19 protein-coding genes and 2 tRNA genes are annotated in these 22,860 nt (G+C 45.4%); 8 read left to right on the top strand and 13 right to left on the bottom strand.

The features are described from left to right. Window positions 1-16 precede the first annotated feature (16 nt). The 3 genes from NCI00_RS18940 to metH are packed head-to-tail and all read left to right on the top strand — an operon-like array spanning window position 17 to window position 4,474. Window positions 17-229, top strand: a complete 213-nt coding sequence (locus tag NCI00_RS18940; RefSeq protein WP_253530142.1) for a DUF8507 family protein — start codon at window positions 17-19, stop codon at window positions 227-229. Beyond that, the gene (locus NCI00_RS18935) at window positions 226-639 is read left to right on the top strand and encodes a putative toxin-antitoxin system toxin component, PIN family (RefSeq protein ID WP_253530139.1); all 414 of its coding nucleotides are present in this window, start codon (window positions 226-228) and stop codon (window positions 637-639) included. The genes NCI00_RS18940 and NCI00_RS18935 overlap by 4 nt, the downstream gene beginning before the upstream one ends. 10 nt (window positions 640-649) lie before the next feature. Continuing rightward, on the top strand, window positions 650-4,474 hold the full coding sequence (metH, locus tag NCI00_RS18930) for a methionine synthase (RefSeq protein ID WP_253530136.1): 3,825 nt from the start codon (window positions 650-652) through the stop codon (window positions 4,472-4,474). A 67-nt stretch (window positions 4,475-4,541) separates the two neighbouring features. Here metH and NCI00_RS18925 read toward each other — a convergent pair whose 3' ends face one another. After that, the gene (locus tag NCI00_RS18925; protein ID WP_253530133.1) at window positions 4,542-5,042 is read right to left on the bottom strand and encodes a pyridoxamine 5'-phosphate oxidase family protein; all 501 of its coding nucleotides are present in this window, start codon (window positions 5,040-5,042) and stop codon (window positions 4,542-4,544) included. 153 nt (window positions 5,043-5,195) lie between these two features. On the opposite strand from NCI00_RS18925, the gene NCI00_RS18920 reads away from it, so the two are divergent. Beyond that, a complete protein-coding gene (locus NCI00_RS18920; RefSeq protein WP_253530131.1) occupies window positions 5,196-5,687 on the top strand; it encodes a GNAT family N-acetyltransferase in 492 nt (163 codons plus the stop codon). A 139-nt stretch (window positions 5,688-5,826) separates the two neighbouring features. Here the strand turns inward: NCI00_RS18920 and NCI00_RS18915 are convergent. From NCI00_RS18915 to NCI00_RS18895, 5 genes are all read right to left on the bottom strand, one after another. After that, window positions 5,827-5,901: transfer RNA gene (locus NCI00_RS18915), tRNA-Pro, on the bottom strand. Between the two features lie 40 nt (window positions 5,902-5,941). Beyond that, window positions 5,942-6,028: transfer RNA gene (locus tag NCI00_RS18910), tRNA-Ser, on the bottom strand. A gap of 109 nt (window positions 6,029-6,137) precedes the next feature. After that, window positions 6,138-6,866 carry a phenylalanine 4-monooxygenase gene (gene phhA, locus NCI00_RS18905; RefSeq protein WP_253530129.1) on the bottom strand — a complete coding sequence of 243 codons (729 nt, stop codon included), beginning with the start codon at window positions 6,864-6,866 and terminating at the stop codon, window positions 6,138-6,140. A gap of 15 nt (window positions 6,867-6,881) precedes the next feature. Beyond that, a complete protein-coding gene (gene hppD / locus NCI00_RS18900; RefSeq protein ID WP_253530127.1) occupies window positions 6,882-8,015 on the bottom strand; it encodes a 4-hydroxyphenylpyruvate dioxygenase in 1,134 nt (377 codons plus the stop codon). Window positions 8,016-8,286: 271 nt separating this feature from the next. After that, window positions 8,287-10,257 (bottom strand): acetoacetate--CoA ligase, encoded by a 1,971-nt coding sequence (locus NCI00_RS18895; protein WP_253530125.1) that lies wholly within the window; start codon window positions 10,255-10,257, stop codon window positions 8,287-8,289. Window positions 10,258-10,468: 211 nt separating this feature from the next. Between NCI00_RS18895 and NCI00_RS18890 the strand changes: the two genes are divergently transcribed. The 3 genes from NCI00_RS18890 (at window position 10,469) to NCI00_RS18880 (ending at window position 14,413) form a co-directional block, all read left to right on the top strand. Beyond that, window positions 10,469-12,211 (top strand): pseudouridine synthase, encoded by a 1,743-nt coding sequence (locus NCI00_RS18890; RefSeq protein WP_253530123.1) that lies wholly within the window; start codon window positions 10,469-10,471, stop codon window positions 12,209-12,211. Window positions 12,212-12,333: 122 nt separating this feature from the next. Beyond that, window positions 12,334-13,533, top strand: coding sequence for a glycosyltransferase family 4 protein (locus NCI00_RS18885; RefSeq protein WP_253530120.1), 1,200 nt, complete (start codon window positions 12,334-12,336; stop codon window positions 13,531-13,533). 16 nt (window positions 13,534-13,549) lie between these two features. Beyond that, window positions 13,550-14,413 (top strand): alpha-1,2-fucosyltransferase, encoded by an 864-nt coding sequence (locus NCI00_RS18880; RefSeq protein ID WP_253530117.1) that lies wholly within the window; start codon window positions 13,550-13,552, stop codon window positions 14,411-14,413. Window positions 14,414-14,416: 3 nt separating this feature from the next. On the opposite strand, the gene NCI00_RS18875 is transcribed toward NCI00_RS18880, so the two are convergent. Together NCI00_RS18875 and NCI00_RS18870 are read right to left on the bottom strand one after the other, a co-directional pair. After that, a complete protein-coding gene (locus NCI00_RS18875; RefSeq protein ID WP_253530114.1) occupies window positions 14,417-15,280 on the bottom strand; it encodes a c-type cytochrome in 864 nt (287 codons plus the stop codon). 141 nt (window positions 15,281-15,421) lie between these two features. After that, window positions 15,422-16,153, bottom strand: a complete 732-nt coding sequence (locus tag NCI00_RS18870; RefSeq protein ID WP_253530112.1) for an NIPSNAP family protein — start codon at window positions 16,151-16,153, stop codon at window positions 15,422-15,424. 175 nt (window positions 16,154-16,328) lie between these two features. Between NCI00_RS18870 and NCI00_RS18865 the strand changes: the two genes are divergently transcribed. Then, on the top strand, window positions 16,329-16,733 hold the full coding sequence (locus NCI00_RS18865; protein ID WP_253530110.1) for a DUF4174 domain-containing protein: 405 nt from the start codon (window positions 16,329-16,331) through the stop codon (window positions 16,731-16,733). On the opposite strand, the gene NCI00_RS18860 is transcribed toward NCI00_RS18865, so the two are convergent. The 5 genes from NCI00_RS18860 to NCI00_RS18840 all read right to left on the bottom strand — a co-directional run bounded on the left by NCI00_RS18860 (window position 16,730) and on the right by NCI00_RS18840 (window position 22,804). Then, window positions 16,730-19,450, bottom strand: a complete 2,721-nt coding sequence (locus NCI00_RS18860; protein ID WP_253530108.1) for a formylglycine-generating enzyme family protein — start codon at window positions 19,448-19,450, stop codon at window positions 16,730-16,732. The genes NCI00_RS18865 and NCI00_RS18860 overlap by 4 nt on opposite strands. 43 nt (window positions 19,451-19,493) lie before the next feature. Then, window positions 19,494-19,934, bottom strand: coding sequence for a GNAT family N-acetyltransferase (locus tag NCI00_RS18855; protein WP_253530106.1), 441 nt, complete (start codon window positions 19,932-19,934; stop codon window positions 19,494-19,496). Window positions 19,935-19,966: 32 nt separating this feature from the next. Further along, entirely contained in the window at window positions 19,967-20,617 is a 651-nt protein-coding gene (locus NCI00_RS18850) for an NAD(P)H-binding protein (RefSeq protein WP_253530104.1), read from the bottom strand. Window positions 20,618-20,819: 202 nt separating this feature from the next. Continuing rightward, complete coding sequence (locus tag NCI00_RS18845; RefSeq protein ID WP_114065111.1) at window positions 20,820-21,452, bottom strand: MgtC/SapB family protein; 633 nt, start codon at window positions 21,450-21,452, stop codon at window positions 20,820-20,822. 62 nt (window positions 21,453-21,514) lie between these two features. Continuing rightward, the gene (locus NCI00_RS18840; RefSeq protein WP_253530101.1) at window positions 21,515-22,804 is read right to left on the bottom strand and encodes an aminopeptidase P family protein; all 1,290 of its coding nucleotides are present in this window, start codon (window positions 22,802-22,804) and stop codon (window positions 21,515-21,517) included. Window positions 22,805-22,860: the final 56 nt, after the last annotated feature.

The following is a 22,860-nucleotide window of genomic DNA, read 5'->3' as shown; positions in this document are numbered from 1 at the left end:
CAAAACGTTTACTAACATGACTGCCTTACAAAAACCATTATCGAATGTTCAGTTGGAGCTCTTAAAAATTTACTCTACTGATATTACGGATGAAGAAGTTTTAGAGGTGAAACGATTATTAGCTCAGCATTTTGCCAAGAAAACCATCGATGCTGCGGACAAAGTGTGGCAAGAAAAAGGATTAACAAATGACATAATGGATGAATGGCTAAATGATGAAAACCAATGAGAGTTGTAGTTGACACCAACTGTCTACTAGTTTCTATTTCGCCACTATCAAAATACCATTGGCTATTTAAGAGCATTGTCAACGAAGAATTTTCGCTTTTTGTAACCACCGAAATAATAACTGAATACAGTGAAATATTTGGCAAAAAGCTAAGTGATGATATTGCAAACAAAGCTATTAGAACTTTAGTGGAATTGCCCAATGTAATACCAATTCACATTCATTACCATTTCAATCTAATCCATGCAGACCCTGACGATAATAAATTTGTAGACTGTGCAGTGGCTGCCAATACAGATTTTTTAATCACTAACGATAAACATTTCAATATTTTAAAAGAAATACCATTCCCACGAGTCAACATCATTAAGTTAGAAGAATTTAAAGATTTGTTAAACGTAGGTCAATAGAAATTATATTATGCAAAACCCCGACATTCAGGAAATTTTAAAATCTCGTATCCTCGTGCTCGACGGCGCAATGGGCTCGATGATTCAACGCTATAAATTGACCGACGAAGATTACCGCGGCGAACGCTTCAAAGACTTTCCGCACGAACTCAAAGGCAACAATGATTTATTGTCATTGACCCGCCCCGACGTGATTCAGGAAATCCACGAAGCCTACCTCGAAGCAGGAGCCGATATCATCGAAACCAATACCTTCAGCGGTACAACCATCGCCATGGCCGATTACCACATGGAAGACTTGGTGTACGAACTCAACTACGAATCGGCTCGCTTGACGCGGGAGGCGTGTGACAAATACACCGCCCTCAATCCCGACAAACCCCGCTTTGTAGCGGGTTCCATCGGCCCCACCAACCGTACGGCTTCCCTTTCACCCGATGTCAACGACCCAGGCTACCGCGCCGTAACGTTCGATGAACTGGTCGATGCCTACTACGAACAAGTACAGGCCCTCACCGACGGCGGTGCGGATGTGTTGTTGGTTGAAACCATTTTTGATACACTCAACGCCAAAGCCGCGCTGTACGCCATTGATTTATACTTTGACGATGTCAAAAAAGGAACGGTGCGCCCCATTCTTGGAGCGTTCCAACCGCCGTCGGTCAATACGACAAAAACCCAGTTGCCCATCATGGTATCGGGCACCATTACCGATGCCTCAGGCCGCACGCTTTCGGGCCAAACCACCGAAGCATTCCTGACGTCGGTATCGCACATGCCTTTGCTTTCCATCGGTTTGAACTGCGCTTTGGGGGCCGATTTGATGCGTCCTTACGTGCAAACCTTGGCCACGCAAGCCCCATTTTATACGTCGGCACACCCCAACGCGGGCTTGCCCAACGAAATGGGAGAATACGACCAAACGCCTGAGCAGATGGCCGTTATCATTGATGACTTTCTGCAAAATCGGTTCATCAATATCATCGGTGGTTGCTGCGGAACCACCCCACCACACATCAAAGCCATTGCCGACGTAGCCGCCAAATACGAACCACGTGACATTCCAGTAGACGACCATATTCAAAAATTGTCGGGGCTAGAGCCGCTCAGAATCACGAAAGAGACCAATTTCGTAAACATCGGCGAGCGCTGTAACGTAACGGGCTCGAAGAAATTTGCCCGTTTGGTACGTGAAGGCAACTACGACGCCGCCATCGCAGTAGCCCGCGAACAAGTAGATACGGGGGCACAGGTACTCGACATCAACATGGACGAAGGGATGATTGACGGAGTACAGGCCATGACCAAATTCTGTAACCTGCTCATGGCCGAGCCCGACATTGCCCGCGTACCGTTTATGGTCGATTCGTCAAAATGGGAGGTAATCGAAGCAGGTTTGAAGTGTTTGCAGGGCAAAGCCATCGTCAACTCCATCTCCCTCAAAGAAGGCGAAGAGAAATTTATTCAGCAGGCCGAAAAAGTACGTCGCTACGGGGCTTCCGTGGTGGTTATGGCCTTTGACGAAATAGGTCAGGCCGACAACTACGAGCGTCGCCTCGAAATTTGCGAACGGGCGTATTGGATTTTGGTCAATAAGGTAGGTTTCCCTCCACAGGACATCATTTTTGACCCCAACATCCTAACCGTGGGAACGGGGATGGAAGAACATAATAACTACGCGGTAGACTTCATCAACGCGACCCGCTGGATCAAAGAACACCTGCCGTACGCCAAAGTTAGTGGCGGAGTTTCTAACGTGTCGTTTTCGTTCAGAGGCAATGAGCCCGTGCGCGAAGCCATTCACACCGTGTTTTTGTACCACGCCATCAAAGCAGGTATGGACATGGGTATCGTGAATGCGGGACAGTTGGGCGTTTATGACGATCTGCCCAAAGATATGCTCGAACACTGCGAAGACCTCATTTTGAACCGTCGCCCCGACGCAACCGAACGAATGCTGGCCTTTGCCGAAACCGTCAAATCTAAAGGAAAAGAACAAGTCATTGATACGGCATGGCGCGACCAACCCGTAGCCAAACGCCTCGAACACGCGCTTATCAAAGGATTGACCGAGTACATCGACCAAGACGTAGAAGAAGCCCGTCAAACGGTAGAAAAACCGCTACACGTAATCGAAGGGCCGCTCATGGACGGCATGAACGTGGTGGGTGATTTGTTTGGCGAAGGAAAAATGTTTTTGCCCCAAGTGGTAAAATCGGCACGAGTAATGAAAAAGGCCGTAGCCTATCTGCTGCCTTTCATTGAAGAAGAAAAACTGGCTTTCCCATCAGCAACGGAGTCAGGGGTTTCCAAAATTTTATTGGCGACGGTCAAAGGTGATGTTCACGACATTGGTAAAAACATCGTGGGCGTGGTTTTGGGTTGTAACAACTACGAAATCATTGACCTCGGTGTGATGGTGCCAACCGATAAGATTTTGGCCGCCGCCAAAGAGCACAACGTAGACATCATCGGGCTTTCGGGCCTGATTACGCCTTCGCTCGACGAGATGGTGGGCGTGGCCAAAGAAATGGAACGTCAGGGTTTTAAAGTGCCGTTGCTGATTGGCGGTGCTACTACTTCACGCATTCACACGGCCGTAAAGATAGACCCGCATTACAGCGGTCCCGTGATTCACGTGTTGGATGCGAGCCGGGCGGTGCCAGTAGCAGGAAAATTGACCCAAAACGAACAAACCTACGCCGAAGCACTGGCCGACATCAAGAAAGAATACGCCAAACTCCGCGAAGACCACGCGAAGCGGCAGCAGGCCAAAGAAGCCGTGACGATCGAAGCGGCAAGGGCCAATAAAACCAAAATCGACTGGGAAGCCTTCACGCCAACCAAACCCAAATTTTTGGGCAACAAATATTTCTACGATTATCCACTCGAAGACATTGCCAAATACATCGACTGGACGCCTTTCTTCCAAACCTGGCAGTTGCACGGCAAATACCCTAAAATATTTGACGATGCCGTCGTAGGAAACGAAGCGAAGAAACTATACAACGACGCCAAGGCAATGTTGGCCGATATTATTAAGAATAAATCTCTGAAAGCCAACGCCGTTATCGGATTTTATCCTGCCAACTCCGTCGGTGACGACATCGTGTTGCACGATTTTGAGGAAGTAGAAGTAAGTTTTGCAGGCCAAGGCCAACAAAAACGCACCGAATACCGCGTTGTACCCGCAGAAACGCAGAATGTGGAATCGCTGCAACAAACCGTATTGCATCACCTCCGCCAGCAAAACCAAAAGGCAGCTAATTTGCCTAATCTGTGTCTTTCGGATTATATCATGCCCTCTACCACCCACAAAACCGACTATATCGGTGCCTTTGCCGTCACGGCGGGGATTGGTATTGAAGCATTGCTAGAAAAATACGAAGCCGACCACGACGATTATAACAGCATCATGGTCAAAGCCGTAGCCGACCGTTTGGCAGAAGCTTTCACCGAGTTGATGCACGAGCGCGTCCGCAAAGAATTTTGGGGCTATGTGAAAGACGAGGCGCTTTCCAACGAAGAATTAATCTCGGAAAAATACCAAGGCATTCGCCCCGCGCCAGGCTATCCTGCTTGCCCCGAGCACACCGAAAAACGTGCACTGTTTGATTTGCTCGATGCCGAAGCACAGGTGGGTATTCAACTCACCGAAAGCTACGCCATGTACCCGGCCAGTTCGGTCAGCGGGTGGTATTTTGCCCATCCTGATTCTCGGTATTTTGCTCTCGGAAAAATCGCTAAAGACCAAGTGCAAGACTACGCCACTCGCAAAGGCATGTCGCTCGAAGAAGCCGAGAAATGGCTTTCATCCGTCTTGAACTATGATTAATCACGCCGATACATATTTTAAACGAATAACGCACGAGGCTGGCCTCGTGCGTTATTCATTTAAAATCTTATAAATTGATTTTCCCGTATTCACCTTCACTGTATTCTTTCCCCGTTACAAGGGCTTTGGCCATATTGAACAAAACCACCATTTTATTGGAAGAACTGTCCCAATACTCCGCTGAATGCGTATCAATTTTGATTAATAATAACTCAGGGTCGTCTTTTCCTTCGGGAAACCACACTTTAATGAGTGGATGCCAAAGTCTTTCTATTTTTTGAGGGTCATGTATAAGCTTTGCCGTACCCATGACGCTTACGTAGGTATTATCATCCGGAGCTGAGTAGCAGACACATACATCAGGATTATCTTCAATTTCCTCGGTTTTGGGCGATGATTCACGCGTAAAAAACCAAATATTCCCCTCATCGTCCACTTCGGTTGTGCCCATTGGGCGACTGTGAATGTGACCATCGGCGCTGTGCGTGCAAAGCATTGCTACCCGAATATCTTTCACCATTTCATTGAATTCACCTTTGGTCTTGGTAGTCTCTTTTGAATTTTCCATGACTTTGCTGTTTAAGTAATTGAACACTTTCTTCATTGCTGTAAAAGAAATGTGCCATTACTGTGGACGCTGTTCATTTCCAAAAAACGGCTAAATTTGGGCAAACCTTTCCACTCAAAATGAGAAAAGTTGAGACAACATACTATTTCTATCATGCTAATCAGAGAGGCGCAATCCAAGGATTTAAGGGCTATTTTGGACATTATGAATGAGGCCATTCTCAACACTACTTCAATGTATGCCTATGAAGTACACACCGAAGCAACCATTCGACAGTGGCTTATAAAAAAACAATCAGATAAAATGCCCGTTTTTGTATGTGAAACGAACACGAAAGTGGTAGCATACAGTTCTTTCGATACATTCAGGACTTGCGACGCTTACAAATTCAGCGTCGAGAATTCCATTTACGTCCACCAAGATTTTCAAGGACGAGGCATTGGAACGCAACTGCTGTCTACCCTGATTGAGCGCGCTAAAAAAGACGGTTATCACACCATGATTGCGGGCATTGATGCCTCCAACGCAGGGAGTTATCATTTCCATCAACAACTTGGATTTCACGAAGTAGGGAGAATGCGAGACGTAGGGTACAAATTTGGCAAATGGCTTGAGTTGATATTTATGCAGTTGATGTTGTCATAAACGAAAAAAAATCATACGACGCATCAACATCTTCCTCGACCAATAGAAAGCATAAGCAATACGATAAAAACAGTAAATTTTAAAGGAAACACCCATCGGCCCTGCATAAAAAAAGCCTTCCGAATGGAAGGCTTTTTTGTCGGGATGGCAAGATTCGAACTTGCGACCTCCTGGTCCCAAACCAGGCGCGATGACCGGACTACGCTACATCCCGATTTTTTTGAGAGAGATTTTTAGGTCTCTCTCAAAGTCTGCGGAGGGAGAGGGATTCGAACCCTCGGTACCCTTGCGAGTACGGCAGTTTAGCAAACTGCTGGTTTCAGCCACTCACCCATCTCTCCGGGAGGCTGAACAATTAACAAATGATTGTGACGTCTTTTGTTTATTGAGCCGCAAATATAGCGGTTTAGCGTACTTTTAAACAAATATTTTTCCAAAAATCTTCACATTTTATCCGACTGCCAAGTAGGTTTCAGCTAGAATCTCCTCAATATCAGGGACAGAGCGATACAACTGCTCGTAAGAATTTATTACAAAATAATGGTCTTGATAATGGTCTATGTGGTACGAAGTGTTTAAAAGTGTACGAACATCAAACGGATATTTAGGAATAGCATCGCTCAAACAATACTCACTTTCGCCCGCCGATGATAAAATCCCGCCTCCGTAAATCTTGGTTTGACCCTCTTCTTTGATTAGCCCAAACTCCACCGTGTACCAATAAAGGCGTCCGATTTGAGCAATAGCCTCTGGCACGTCCATAAATCGCAAAGCTACCCGGCTCAAATCCCCCATAAAATCACAAAAAGCCTGATTGGTCAGCAAAGGCACATGACCAAAAGTATCATGAAACATATCTGGCTCTTCCAAATACTCCAGTTGGTCGGGTTTTCTCAACCACGTTGAAGCAGGAAAGCGACGATGGGCCAGAAATTCAAAAAATTCTCGGTGAGGAATCAATCCCGGCACTACTTCTACAGACCACCCCGTTAGGGCTTGCAGGCGCGGATTGGTTTCGGTCATGAAATTAGGGATATGCTCCGCAACGAATCCTACTTTTTCGATCCCTTCCAAGTAGGCCCTGCTTGCAATGGCAGGCAACTGTGCCATCTGACGGTCGAACAGCTTCCGCCACATTTCGTGGTCGGCGGCGGTGTATTTTTGATAGGACTGGTTCATGGCTATTAAAATTGATTACAGCGTTCCACGCAGTTCTTGTTCCCGTTCAATGGCTTCAAACAAGGCCTTAAAATTGCCTTTTCCAAACGATTTGGCGCCTTTGCGCTGAATGATTTCAAAAAACAACGTCGGGCGCGGCATGATGGGCTTCGTGAAAATTTGGAGCAAATAGCCTTCTTCATCTCGGTCAACCAAAATACCCAGTTCGCGCAACGGTGCCAAATCTTCATCAATGTGGCCAACTCGACTGAGTAAATCGTCGTAATAGGCGCTCGGTATCGGCAAAAATTCTACCCCGCGACTTTGCAACTCGTTAACGGTATGGATGATGTCGTCTGTGGCGACGGCAATGTGCTGAATTCCCGCACCGCCATAAAAATCCAAATATTCCTCTACCTGCGATTTTTTCTTCCCCTCGGCGGGTTCGTTGATGGGAAATTTGATGCGACCGTTTCCGTTGCTCATCACCTTGCTCATCAGGGCGGTATAATCAGTCGAAATATCTTTGTCATCAAACGACACCAACTGATTGAATCCCATGACGTTGGCGTAAAAATCTACCCACGGCAACATTTCGTTCCAACCTACATTTCCGACCATGTGATCCACAAATTTTAACCCAGTTTCGGACGGACAATACGTAGGATTCCAAGGCTTAAATCCAGGCAAAAAGACGCCATTATAAGCTTTGCGCTCTACAAAAACATGAACCGTATCCCCGTAGGTATGAATGCCTGAACGCACCACTTTACCAAAAGCATCCTCTTCAACAACCGGCTCAAAGTAAGGTTTAGCCCCACGACTGACTGTCTGTTCAAAAGAATAAACGGCATCGTCTACCCATAGTGCAACAACCCTCACCCCGTCGCCGTGGGTATCAATGTGCTGGCCAATGGCCGTCCGACCGACCAACGGAGAGGTAAGCATCAACCGTATTTTACCCTGCTGCACCACATACGACTCACGGTCGCGCAGGCCCGTTTCGAGACCCGCGTGGGCCAAAGGTTGAAAACCGAAAGCCGTCTGAAAATAGTGTGCTGACTGCCGAGCGTTGCCTACGTACAATTCTATGTAATCAGTGCCGTTGAGGGGTAAAAAATCAGCAGTTTCGGTTGATGAAACTTCAATATCTGCAATGAGTGTGTCCATGAATGTATATTAGCTTAAATATATTTGTTTTACTAATTATTATTTTACTTACAATTTTATAGACAATTAATATCATTTGCAAGATTTCATGGAAAATTATTGCTAAACTCAGAGAAAGAGTGAGAGATTTAGGTAAGATAGCCTGTAGAGAAAACAAAAAATTGGCCCCTACAAAAAATATGCAGGAGCCGAAGAAATTGAATCACATCGAAAAAAAACACCACAATGAGGAGTATTGTGGTCACAAAACCAAAATGAGGGTTACGGCACTTTACACCTGTGCACGATTAAACTGCGCAAAAAAATCCAACGCTTGAGGATTTCGCATGGTATCGCGGCTGGCAGCCTTGGCGGGGTCGGTACCCATCAAAATCTTTTTGACGGGTGCTTCCATTTTCTTCCCACTGATGGTATAAGGCACTTCAGAAAGTTCATAAATAGCATCAGGGACGTGGCGCGGGCTGAATTGAGAACGGAGTTGCAGATTGATTTTTTTCTTTAAATCATCGGTCAATTCCTGTCCTTTGGCCAGAACCACAAACAACGGCATGAAGTATTTTCCCCCCGTCTGTTCCAAACAAACCACCAGACTATCCGTCACTTCGGGCACGCTCTCCACGGCGCTGTAAATTTCACCCGTGCCAATGCGCACTCCATCGCGGTTGAGGGTGGCGTCGGAGCGCCCGTAGATGATAATTCCGCCCCGGTCGTTAATTTTTATCCAATCGCCGTGCCGCCAAATGTTGGGGTAATTCTCAAAATAGCTGGCTCGGTAACGTTGGTTATCTTTGTCGTTCCAAAAATAAATAGGCATGGAAGGCATCGGCTGGGTGATGACCATTTCGCCAAGTTCATTCTGGACAGGATTCCCCGCCTCGTCATACGCCTCCAATTTACAGCCTAACAACCGGCACTGGATTTCGCCCGAGTACACAGGCAACGTAGGACAACCGCCCACGAAAGCGCTACAAATATCGGTACCTCCGCTGAGAGAAATGAGCCAAACATCCTTTTTGACATGTTGATAAATCCATTCAAAGGCCTCGGGAGGCAACGGAGAGCCCGTGGAGCCAATGCTTTGGAGTTGGTTAAATTTATACCCCTGCAAACTCACGCCTGCTTTCATACACGCCAGATAAAAAGCCGCACCGCCACCAAAATGATTGATTTTTGCTTTTTCGGCCAAATCCCACAAAACATTCATGGTAGGATATTGAACGGCTCCTTCATAAAGCACCAGCGTGGCCCCGGCCAACATAGAAGCCACCGAAAAATTCCACATCATCCAACCCGTAGTTGAATACCAAAAATAACGGTCGCCAGGCTTGACATTTTGATGGATAGTAAGGGCTTTCAAGTGTTCTAACAAGCAGCCACCTACGCTGTGGGTAATGGCTTTGGGCTTGCCCGTAGTGCCCGACGAATAAACCACCCACAAAGGATGGTCAAACGGAACGGGCGTAAATTCTAGGGTCGAGAAGGACGTTTTTAACACATCCTTCCAACTATCCGTTTTTGGCAGCTGTGCCTCGGAATTTAGGTACGGAACCAAAACCGTGCGTTTGAGGGTAGGCAACTGACTGATGAGCTGTCGCATGGCTGGAAGCTTATCAAAACCTTTTCCGTTGTATGTATAGCCATCGGCGACAATCAGCACCTTGGGTTCAATCTGTTGAAAACGGTCTAAAATCCCGGTCGTCCCGAAATCTGGTGAGCAACTCGACCAAACCGCCCCGAGCGAATTGGTCGCTAAAAAAGCCACAACCGCCTGCGGGCCATTGGGCAATACTGCCACCACTCTATCGCCCGCAACAACGCCTGATTGACGCAAATAAACCGCCACTGCTCCTACCTGTTTTTCCAGTTCGCGCCAAGAAAGTTCTCTGAGCGGTTCTTGCTCCGATTGAAACATAATGGCAGGGCGAGCTGGGTTTTTATGGCGGAAAATATGCTCGGCATAATTGACCGTGGCCCCTCTAAACCACTTGGTTCCGATAAAGTCCCTATTTTGTCGAATCAGCACTTCAAAATACAGGCTGTGCGATTTTACCTCACAAAATTGCCATACACTTTCCCAAAAATCATCCAAATCAGTGACCGACCAATCCCATAAGTCATGGTAATTTTTGAAGTACAATCCTTTTTTAACAAACAGCCAATTTTGAAACTTTTTGAGATTGGATTGTTCCATGAACGAACGAGATGGCGTCCAAAGCGGTTTAACGGGGGCAAGGTCCAGCATTACGTGTGTATAAAAGTTATGAGGATTCGGATGGATTTTTGATTAAACGACCAAAATCATTTTTTTGAGATATATTTAGGTTAAAAAAACATCTTCGCTTAAAATTCAGTACCTTTGTATAGCTGATTATCAGGCAATTTCGTCAAAATCAGCATTTACCAAATAATCGTTTACATAACTTCTTATTTACAGTAGTGATACTGCAAGCCCAATGAAAAAAGACAACAAAACACCGGGCAATACGCCTTTTTACAGCAAGTACAAAAAGGACTCGACCACTTCGTCCGACAAATCTTTTGACAAGCCATTTGAAAAAAAATCCCCTCGCGGCCGCAGCGAAAGATCTTTTGACAAGCCTTTTGACCAAAAACGCAGCGGCGACAAACCCGCCTTCAAAAAACCGTTTGATAAACCTTTCGACAAAAAAGGAGAGTTTAAACCACGCGGAGAAAGAAGCTTTGACAAGCCTTTTGAAAAACGCGGCCCAGGTTCTGACAAGCCCTACGACCGTGAAAAACGGAATTTCGACAAACCTTTTGAAAAGCGCGGTGACCGCCCAGAGCGCGGCGAAAGACCTGCCTTCAAAAAACCATTTGAGAACAGAGGCGATTTTAAACCACGCGGAGAAAGAAGCTTTGACAAGCCCTTTGAAAAACGCGGCCCAGGTTCAGACAAGCCGTATGACCGTAAAAAACGGAACTTCGACAAACCTTTTGAAAAGCGCGGTGACCGCCCAGAGCGCGGCGAAAGACCCGCCTTCAAGAAACCATTTGAGAACAAAGGCGATTTTAAACCACGCGGAGAAAGAAACTTCGATAAGCCTTTTGAAAGACGCGATGACCGCAGTGAGCGTCCTTACGACCGTGAAAAACGGAATTTCGATAAGCCTTTTGAAAGACGCGACGACCGCAGTGAGCGTCCTTACGACCGTGAAAAACGGAATTTCGATAAGCCTTTTGAAAGACGCGATGACCGCAACGAACGCCCAGCCTTCAAGAAGCCGTTTGAAAAACCCTTCGAAAGAACACCTCGCGACAACGGTGGCACTTTTGACGGTGAAAAACGCTCTTTTGATAGACCCAATAAACGCCCGCGTACCAACGAAAAATCGGACGAAAATGAAAGACGTGACCGCGCCCGTGATGCCGAGCAGCGTCGGGTAGGAGAATTTAAAGAAGCTCCCCGCTATGATTTCAGTCAGGCCGAACAGCGTTACGCCAAGAAAATTCAGCCCAAAAACGATGATGGTCAAATCCGTCTCAACAAATACATCGCCAACGCTGGGCTTTGCTCACGCCGCGAAGCCGATGGTTTAATCGAGTCGGGACAAATTACCATCAACGGAAAAGTGATTACCGAAATGGGCCATCAGGTCAATCCAGGTGAAGTAGTCAAATACGGCAACCGCGTGTTGAATCCTGAGAAAATGGTGTATATCCTTGTCAACAAACCCAAAGATTACATCACCACCACCGACGACCCAGAAGGCCGCCATACGGTGATGGAGCTGATTGCGGGGGCTTGCAAGGAGCGCGTCTATCCAGTAGGACGTTTGGACCGTAACACAACTGGCCTGTTACTCCTTACCAACGACGGAGAATTGGCCGAAAAGCTAATGCACCCTTCCAACGAAATTCAGAAAATCTACCAAGTAGAATTGGATAAGCCCATTACTCAGGAAGATTTTGACAAAATCAAAGCAGGTTTCGATTTGGAAGACGGCCCCATCAAACCCGATGATTTGGCCATCGTTACCCCCGACGCCATGGTGGTAGGTATCGAAATCCACAGCGGCCGCAACCGCATCGTGCGTCGTATTTTTGAAAGTTTGGGCTACGAAGTACTAAAACTAGACCGCACCGTGTACGGAGGTTTGACCAAGAAAGAACTTCCACGTGGCAAATGGCGCTTCCTGAACGAGCGCGAAGTGGTTAAATTGAGATATAAATTATAGTCGATTCAATCATCATTTCAAAACCACCTCGGCCACGTGCCGAGGTGGTTTTTTTGTTGTTTTATATGTCACTTTATTGAGGTTTTTAAGTCATTGTTAAAGAACCCTTTCTTTAACCTACTTTGTCTCTTAAAATTTTAATCGCCAGTTTTGGTTTCTATCCCGAAACACACGGCATAGCACAAGCCGCCTATCAACAGGCTATGGGACTACATCGTTTGGGATATAAAATCACGGTAGTCACCCAAGTTTCCGAACAACCGCGTGGCGTTCCTTTTGACGTTATCGCCTTACCCCTAACTCCCAGCCGTTTGCCCAAATTTGATGAAATCGAAGTGGGTAAAACCTACCAACAATTTCTGAAGGAATCCAACTTCGACGTTCTTTTTTTTCATTGTTGGGAAAGCTGGGTTTCTGAGTTAGCCCTCCCGATTCTGAACCAAATACAAGGTAAAAAAGTGCTGGTAAGCCACGGGACAACGATTCATCTACGGTATCCGGGCATCAAAGGCTGGCTTCGTTGGCTCCTTAATCGCCCAGCAGCTTGGCAGTTTTCTAAGAAACTTACCGCGTTTGATTATTATGTCTTTTTGAGTGAAAAACCAGATAGACAACGCCTCTTTGATGTAATCGAAGCAAAGCGACTTGGTCTTCATAACTTTAGCATTATTCCCAACGGAGCGCATCCGAGTTTTTTTCAGCAACCAAACACTGATTTTTGGGTAAAATTTGGGTTAAAGAAAGCGAGAATGCTGCTTTGCGTCGGCAATTTTAGCCGAGAGAAAGGCCAACATGAACTCATTAAGTGGTTTATTGAGATTTCTCCGAAGGATACGATTTTGGTATTGATTGGTAGTCATTTTAACGACTATTCTAATCAGTTAGAAAAAGCCATCGGTGAGCGTTTAAACACGAATATTTTCTTGTTTGAAAAATTACCTCTCGAAGATATTCACGCGGCTTATTGTGCAGCCACCCTATTCGTGTCGGCTACTTTTACCGAAGTTCAACCGTTGGTCTTATTGGACGCAATGGCCGTTGGCCTTCCTTTTCTATGTCGAGATGTAGGGGCCGTTTCAACCTTGGCAGGCGGCTTGTGTTTTAAGGATAAAAATGAGTTTAAGGTGTTGCTAAAGCAGCTCTTAAGAAACCCATCTACGCGGCAAAATTTCGGCAATAAAGGAAAAACTGCGGCTTTAACCATCTACCATTGGGACTTAATTGCTAAGTCTTATCAATCATTGATTCAACAGCTATCTTCTACCCCAAATAATCCCCAAAAAACATACTTAAGTACTGAAAATCAACCGCAATCAACTTAGTCAATACACAAAAAAGATGATTATTGTCAAACTTAGTGGCGGTTTAGGCAATCAACTTTTTCAATACGCCCTCGGGCGTCATCTATCGGTTGTCAACGACACGGAATTGAAAATGGACACGTCCTCTTTCTCCCAACCCTCTGGCGGAACCCTTCGAACCTTTGCATTGGATACCTTCAATATTCAGGCAGCGCAAGCCAATAAAGACGAAATTAAGCTACTGGCAGGGGAGCCTAACCGTATTTTCCAACGCGTTCGCCGTAAAATCGGTCTTATGCCAATTCATTATTTCAAAGAGCCTCATTTTCATTTTTATCAGCCCGTTTTATCGCTTCAAGACGGTGTGTATTTGGATGGCTATTGGCAGTCGGAGAAGTATTTTGCAGAAATTGCAGACCTTATTCGTGAAGATTTAAAACCTATTGTTTCATTCACGAATCAATATCAAACCTTCAAACAGTCCATTAATCAATGCGTTTCGGTAAGTGTCCATATTCGACGAGGAGACTACACAAAAACGTCAAAATCAAATCGTTATCTAAAACCGTGCGAAGCACTTTATTACCAAACAGCAATGGAATACTTAACAAAACGGATTTCAAATCCTGTTTTTTTTGTATTCTCTGACGACATCGAATGGGCAAAAGCCAATATACATTTTGACTTTTCAACGCAATATGTTGTGGGAAATTCGGCGCAAGAAGATTTGTTACTCATGGCCTCGTGTCAGCATCATATCATTGCCAACAGCACCTTTAGTTGGTGGGGCGTGTGGCTGAATCCGCACCCTGATAAAATAGTAATCGCTCCGCAGAAATGGTTTTCTACTGAGCGATTTGATACCAAAGATTTATTGCCAGAATCCTGGATTCGTCTCTGAATCCTATACTTTGACCTTGTGTTTGGCCATGTACTTCAAATAGTTAACGATTTCATCCAACTCTTTGTCGGACAAGTGCGTTACGGCAGGCATTTTACACTCATTACGGAAAGAAGTCGGGGCTTTGACAAATTGTTTGATTTGGTCTACCTGCCAATATTCCGTAATACTTTTGGGATAATTAAGTTCAGGACCCATTTTTCCGCCTACTTTATTGAGTGAGTGGCAAGTCAGGCAGTTTACTTTAAATAATTCAAACCCTTTTACCTGCGTGTCGTCGTCTTTGGGAAACAGTACCGCCAATTCTTTGGAAGCCGCCGAAAGACTTATTTTGACCAAATTGTAAGGCCATTTATAAGTCACATCTTTGGCAGGCACGTCGGTATAAACTACATAAAAGGGGGCTATTTTCATTTCATGGTCGCCTTTTTTGGGATTTATCCAGTCCTGTCCCGCAGGCGCTTCCACATCAGAAATGGCCAAATACGATTTTTTTTGCAACACTTTCTCCAACGACATCGAAGGATTATACCCATCTTCGCATTCAAACACAATCTGCGTCTGCTTGAGGTCTAAACGCTTATAAGCGGGAATGAATTTATCCAATACCACTTGCAGGGGAATCGCTTTATACGATTTTGATTTAAAAAACACGGGATCTTCCTTCACTACCACCGTTTGGGCTTCGGGCAGAGATGCTTTTATGTCGGGCAAATACACGCTCAAAGAATCTTTTTGGGGGGCTAAAACAACCACACTATCCACCGCCGTTGAATCCGAGATTTCTGATTGATTATCAGACTTTTGAGAATCGGTACAACTAATAATAGCAATCCCTAATCCCAAAGCAGCGAGTACAGTTTTCATTGAAAGTATGGGTTTTGGTGGCACAGTGTGACGACGGTTTCTCAAAACTGTCGCTTCGGTTTCTCGAAACCGAAAGCACACAAGTTTTTGAGAAACCGAAGCGCTGGGCACTCAGGCCCAACAGCAGCCTCAACGACACAATTATTTTATCGTAGAGAAGTCTGTTGCTTTCATATAGACCGACTCTACCTTGGCGGCAAGTTTTCCGTTTTTCTCCGATTCGTCGCGGGCTTTTATCCATACTGGGTCAGCACGAAAAGCATCAAACGCTTTTTTACCAGCTTCTTCGCTAGGATGCGCCAAAATGTAAATCAGCGTATCGTCTTTGCCAGTTACCGTCCAATAGGCAACGTTGGTCATGCCGTGCTTTTTAAACAATTTGAGGGTATGGTCACGAAAACGGGTCAACAAATCGGGCAATTTACCCGTGTTGGTGGTGTAAGTCCGCAACTCAAACACCCGCTCTTTTTTACTCTTAGAGGATTTGATTTTGGGTGAAAAATCGGTTGCGTCCATAAAAATACTTTCTACTTTGGCCACAATTTTTCCGCTTACTTCCGATTCAGACTGTACTTTTTTCCATTCAGGGTCTGAACTGAAAGCCTTCCATGAAGCATCGCGAGCGGCACGGTCGGGGTACGACAGCACATAAATAAGTTTGTTTTCTTCGTGTAAAGGCACCCAATAACCCACGTTTGTCATGCCGTGTTTTTCAAATATTTTGGTGGTATGATCACGAAAACGGGTCAGTAAAGCTTCCAAGCGGCCCGGGTGGGTGTAATAAATCCGGGTTTCATAGCAGCGGGTATCCTGGGCAGAGGCCGTCAACGTAGCGGCAAAAAGAAGCATAATGGAAAGAATTTGTTTAAACATAACAGCTTATTGGTTTATTTGCATTTATAAAAGACACAGCGTGTTGAGTTCTATGTTAGGCAAAGCAAGTTTTCTCATTATTTCTTTTTTGTTTTCATTGTAGGTTGGCCGCCCCAGAAAAAACTGCGCCATGTTAAGCGTAAAAAGTGATTCGTAAACCATAAAATCTTCAAAAATGAACGCATTAATTCTCATCATCTGTGCTGTTTGTTTCAATTTCCAAGACACCCTCGAAAAACGATTGGAAAAAATGGTGTGGAAAAATCGTGTGGTGGTTGTGTATTGCCCCAAGGCTTCGGATGCCGAATTTAAACTGCAAAAAAAGTGGCTGAGCGAGGTTGGTAAGGAGGTTATGGAGCGTGATTTACGCGTGATTGACTGCGTCGAAGCCAATTTATCGGCCGACGATGCCCTTCATTTGAAAGAAAGGTTTAAGTACACACCCAACCATTTTTGTTTTTGGTTGATTGGCAAAGATGGCGAAATCAAACTTGTCAGCAACAAGCCCGTCAAGCCTGAGCAGCTTTTCGGGCTCATTGATTCGATGCCGATGCGGCGTGCGGAGACGGGAAAGAATTAATCCCTCACGCACCGAAAACCCACGGTCGCATTGCGCTCAAAACCCTCGGAAACCCGCAGTAAAATCTGCTGATGCGTAAGCGGTTGCGGGCCGCCCTGCACATACCACCAACTCGACTCAGGCTTAAAATAACTCCCCCCTTTGAGCATGATGTAGCGGTATTGGCCTGCTTGGTATTCATCGTTGGTTAATTGCCAAACTACGCCTTGTACATCATTTAACCGCACTGGCGGACCAGTCGGCAGGGGCAACGTCGGCAAGGTTTGAAACCTTGCCGACGTTTTTGTCAACGAATCTATTTCCGCCGCGTATTGCCATTCTCGCTCAGTGGGTAGGCGCTTACCCGCCCATTTTGCATACGCTCTGGCATCTTCAAGCGATACATACACCACCGGTTTGTTTTCTTCTCCTTTGGGAATTTGCCCGTTTTTCCAGTGCTTCAGGAAATTAGCGGCATCTTTGGGCTTGTAGCGGGTAGAGGTCAGAAATTTCTTAAAATCGGTGTTAGAAACTAAATTTTTATCCATCAAAAAAGCGCTGATTTCATGCATTGTGGTGTCCTTTTCGGGATACGGCAAAAACACATCTCCGTGCGTGGTGATGTGACGATAGCGGCCTGCTGGGATTATTGCTTCATTTGGTGAAGCGCTGAGCTGACCCGAAGATCTTATTTTTGAACCACTTATCCATTTAGGCCGACCTGGCGTCCAATCCAAGATACGTTCATCTAAAAGTTCATTGGACGCATCAAACAATTGGACGACAAATTTACCTTCATACGCCCCTGATTTATCCAACGAATATCCATGAGTCCCTCTACCAAAAGTAGCCAAAGGTTGTGCCCCGTAGGCCGGATTTCCTTTCCAGAGTTGTATTCTGCTTCCGACAGTCGCGGACAACTTCAACATATCCTCTTGAAAGGAAACGCTCAAATACTCGGGCAACTGCGCAATGGCTCCGACGGCACCTTCATTGTTTGTTCCAAGACAGGCTTTGTCAAAGGGTGCCGTATCTACCGAAATGTATTCGCGCCCACCCTGTCGAACAGTCGTCAGTTCCTGATGATTGAAAATATCAACGAAATGTGTTTTTGCTTTTTCATTTACTTCAAACAATGGCCCTCTAAACCCCTCGGGAATTAGGCTAAAAATCGTGTAAAGTATTTTGGTAGAATCCTGCCATTTATTTACAAAAATTCCGTCGCGGGTTGTTGGGATAAGCGGCGTGTAATGAGTGTTTAAAAATACCGAGCTGTTTTCCCGCAAAATGCGAGTGGTTTGGCCTAAAAAACGGTAATCTTCTTCGACCCAGTCGGGCGTACCCGCCTGAAAAACGTTTAATTCCGTGCCGTAGCCGTTGAAAAAACTCGTGGCAAATTCTCGCCGGATGCGCTCTTTGTACTGCTCGGCTACGCGAAAAATCGCAAATTCGGGTTTAATAAATTTGTTGAGATTCAGCATCGGCGGGTAATACAACGCATTATGAACGCGCCCCGCCACAATGCCCGGCATATCTTTCGGTATCGCCATACCTTCGCTGTACATCACCACGCCCTTTTTGACTTGGTCGGCGGCTTCCTGCAATTCTTTACTGCTGCTACCGCGCGTGTCGAGCACCACACCGTCGGCCTGAGTAGCTGCAATGAGGTCCGAAAGTCCCTTCAAATGCGCTTTGGGATTGTTGGCATCGCGGGTAGATTCATCCCACGGATTATAACACAAAAACAATTTTGTGCCTTGCGCCCGCATCATATTGCCCATTTTTCTGAGGTTCGGCAAGCCCCCCGGCAAGTCGCTAAACAAATCAAATTGATTCCGCTGGTCTAAGCCTAGCGTGGGCCAGGTAGGCCAAATGCCAAGCACATCGTCGCCGCCGTAGAGGACTTTACCGCGTTTGATAAAATCGTTGATTCCTTGCCCCCATTTTAGCCCCAACGAAAAACGCTGGTCCCAAGCCATCATCAGATGAATGACATAACTCTTACGAATCCACTGCAAATCAGGACGTTGAAAAAGAGAATTATCAAACTGAGCCACGTCAAACAGCTTTCTTTTTTGGAACATTTGACGTAATCCTTCCTGCCAATCCCCCGTATAGGTTTGCAGCCAAAGATGGTACGTAACGCTCCCTTTGGGTGGCAGAATGGTTTCAAAACGGCGGCGGGTGGCATTTTCCCATTTGACGCGCCGCATCAATGCACACACATTTTTTTCGACCATGTTTACGGCCGAAAATCCCAACTCCCACGCATTATCGGGCAAGATAACGTTGATTGGAGCAAAACTAGGTCGAAACAAATGCGCCCGCGACAACGAATGATTTCCCAACCCCGTGATGTATACGTGTGATTTAGACTCTCCGAGTGGCACTACATTCCGAAGCCTTAATGTGTCGGTTGACGTATTCGTAAAGGTAATCACCGTATACCCGTCTGACGGTTTGGAACCGTCGGACGGGTTGATTTGGTAGGTTACATTTAGCTTATTATCTAAGACAAAATTCAGTTTTTCATTTTCAGATTGAAAAACTGTGCGCTCAGTCGTAGCGTATTTGTCATTTAAGACGTAAGAAAACAACGGAAGCGATTGATACGCGAGAATGGTAGAATCGCTTGTTTTCAACTGCTCAAGGCGTAAAAAACGATTTTCTACAAATGATGGATGCCATTGAGCAACAGCACAAAAAGGCAAAAAGAGGATGGTTAGCAATAGTCTCATTAGCAACTTACTTTTTTGTGTAAAGATGCGTAGAGCCTCGCGTTTACCCATACTTTTTCACAAACTTAAAATGGGTCGGTTCCAAGCCTTTACTTTCGTAGAAACGATGCGTATCCACCCGTTTTTTATTGGCGGTTACTTCCAGAATTTTGAAATTTTCACGTTCAGCCACGTTCATTAATTCCTGAATCAGCAGACTTCCGACGCCTTTGGAGCGGTAATTGTCCACGACAAACATTTCCTGAATCTCGCCTACTTTTCCGCAATGATGGAGTAACCACTGCGCATGAACACTCGCGTAGCCCACGCATTTGGCCTCATCAAAAGCCATAAAATAATGACAATCAGGATTTTTGAGGTTTCGGTTGAAGATTTCCTGAAATGCGTTAAAATCCAATTTCTCTTCTTCCAACGCACAAAGAAAGCCGTACACGTTAATAACGTCGCTTTCGACGGCTCGTTGAATGTTAATTGTGGCAGACACAACGGTGAAATAAAAGTGAATCTATGATTACATTAAAACTCTTGCATCAGGTCAGACTCATACACCAGCGTTCCTTTGACGTTGCTGGAGGTAATGGAAACCATCGCTTCTGCCACCTTATCTGCGTCAATGGCTCGGTATTTGGCAGGGATAATGAATTGAAACAGTTTTGAGAGCCACTCGCCCGCTTTTTCGCCAAAACGGCTCTCTTGACGCGAACCCACCAACAGGGAAGGGCGGAAAATAAGTAGCGTTTCATAACCCAATTTTCGCAGCGATTCCTCCACTTTTCCTTTGACCTGATTGTAATAAAACAAAGAAGTATAGTCTGCGCCCATGGCCGTAATAATGGCAAAACGTTTGGCGCCATTGGCCAAGGCTATTTTTGCGACTTCAATGGGATAGGTATAGTCTACCAGATAAAAAGCTTCTTTCGACCCCGCTTTTTTCATGGTGGTCCCGAGACAGCAAAAAATATCATCTGCTTCAACATGTGCCGCATTTGGATGGTCAAAATCAAAAATGATACTTTCCAATTTGGGATGGCTACCCATAAAAGGCTTACGTGTCAGCACTTTGACATGACTGTATTTGTCAGAAGTCAATAGCTTTGCTACGACCTTCGCTCCTACCAAACCTGTAGCCCCAATGACTAACGCACTACGTTTTTCGGAGGTCATCATTATATAAATGTTTATGCATTCCGGACGATTATTAGGCTGTATATTGACCGACTTTCTTTATTGCTATTTATTATTTATACATGTCAATTATCTAAGTTTTCTATATCAATATTTTATTTTTACAATTACAATTGAAGTAAAATACAAAAAAAAAGGGAGTTGTAAAAACATCCTCCCAATAAATTATTAAACGGTGCATCACTTAGAAGTCAAATTCTAGCACTTCTTCGTCATTCAGTAAAAGCTTGGTCAGTTTGTCGTGTTTACGCTCTGGCCCCTGAATCGCCCAAGTTCCACTGATGGTATTACCAACTCGATTTTGCACCCCGCGTTTGGCATCTAACCCCAATTCCTTAAAAAGGCTTTCGTAATTTTTCAACGTTTTTTGTTGATACTTACAAACAATGCGGTAGGTACGAAGCTGATTATGACGGTTTATGATGTCTTGAATCGGAACGAGCGCGTACAACACAAAAAGCACCAATATAGACGAGGCCAAGGCGATTTCATAATAACCGATGCCCACACACATCCCCAACGCCGCCGTAGCCCAAGCCGTAGCGGCCGTTGTGATACCCGAAACACGGTTGCTCTCCCGGAAGATAATGCCGCCGCCGATAAAGCCGATGCCCGTCACAATGTTGGAGGCTATCCGCCCCGCATCTCCCCCTAATTTGGTTGAAATGACCGTAAAAAGCGTCGAACCAATGGCAATCAACATCATTGTTCGCAGCCCAGCCGATTTGCTATGGTATTCACGTTCTAGGCCAATCAGCGCGCCTAACCCCGCTGCAATCAATAATCTTATAATATCTTCCGTAAAAAAAAAGCTCATTTTCATGCGAGGTTTCCCATCATAATCAGTTATTTACCTCTTAAATCATTATCTACCCCAATTTATTGATTCATTAATTCTTCAATTTCTTCGGCTTCAATGGGTATGTGTGCCATCAGGTCAATGTTTCCGTCGGCAGTAATCAAAATATTGTTTTCGAGTCGAATCCCCAATCCCTCTTCTTTGATGTAAATACCGGGTTCACACGTGAAAACCATGCCGGGGGCAAAAGCACGGTAGCGACTCCCCACATCGTGAACATCCAACCCCAACAAATGGGAGGTTCCGTGCATAAAATACTTCTTGTACGCTGGCCAATCGGGGTCTTGTTTCTCAATGTCCTGCTTGGTCAACAACCCCAAGCCCAACAACTCACTTTCCATGATTTTGGCCACTTCTGCCTGATACGCATCGGGCATTGTACCCGTCACGAGCATCCCCCGCGCGGCTTTCATTACCCGCAATACCGCATCGTATACCTCCCGCTGACGCGGTGTAAAACGACCATTAACAGGAATGGAACGCGTCAAGTCGGCATTGTAATTGGCGTACTCGGCCGCTACATCCAACAGCAAAATATCTCCCGCTTTGCATTGTCGATTGTTTTCAATGTAATGTAGCACGCACGCATTTTTTCCCGAGGCAATGATGGGACTGTATGCAAAGCCTTTAGAACGCTTTCGGGTAAATTCATGAATAAACTCGGCCTCAATCTCGTATTCCCATACCTCAGGTTTGACAAAATTCAAGACCCTTAAAAACCCATCGCGGGTGATGTCAATGGCTTTTTGAAGCTGATTAATCTCCTGAGGTTGCTTCACGGCGCGCAAATAATAGGTCAGCGGTGCCAACCGTTCCAATCGGTGCAAAGGGTATCTTTCCTTAAAATCCCGAATGTAGCGCGCATCCCGCGTTTGAACTTGTGCGTCGCTTCGGGCGTGCTCGTTGGTGTTGAGGTATACATTGTCGGCCTCAAAAATCAACTGACTAAATATCAATTCAAACTGATGAGTCCAATAAATCCGCTGAATACCAGATACTTGCATTGCCTGCGCTTTGGTCAGTTTTTCACCTTCCCACACGGCAATAAGCTCATTTGTTTCTCGCAAAAAAAGTAATTCTCGAAATTTAGGATCGGGATGATCGGGAAATAATACCAGAAGGGTTTCTTCTTGATCAATTCCTGATAGATAAAACAAATCCGAATTTTGCTTAAAACCCATGGTTCCGTCGGCATTGGTTGGCATGGGGTCATTGGCATTCAATATCACCAAGCTCTTGGGCTTCAACAACTTATAAAGACGTTGGCGATTTTGAATGAAAAGCTGAACATCTATCGGTTCGTAACGCATTCTTTTATAGCTTATTTCTCTTTTCCTCTGTGGTTTTAATTAATTTAACCACAGAG

This window comes from Runella salmonicolor (assembly GCF_024158025.1).
Classification (GTDB): Bacteria; Bacteroidota; Bacteroidia; order Cytophagales; family Spirosomataceae; genus Runella; species Runella salmonicolor.
Note: the sequence above shows the minus strand (reverse complement) of the source record. Positions and strands in the feature narration are given on the sequence as shown.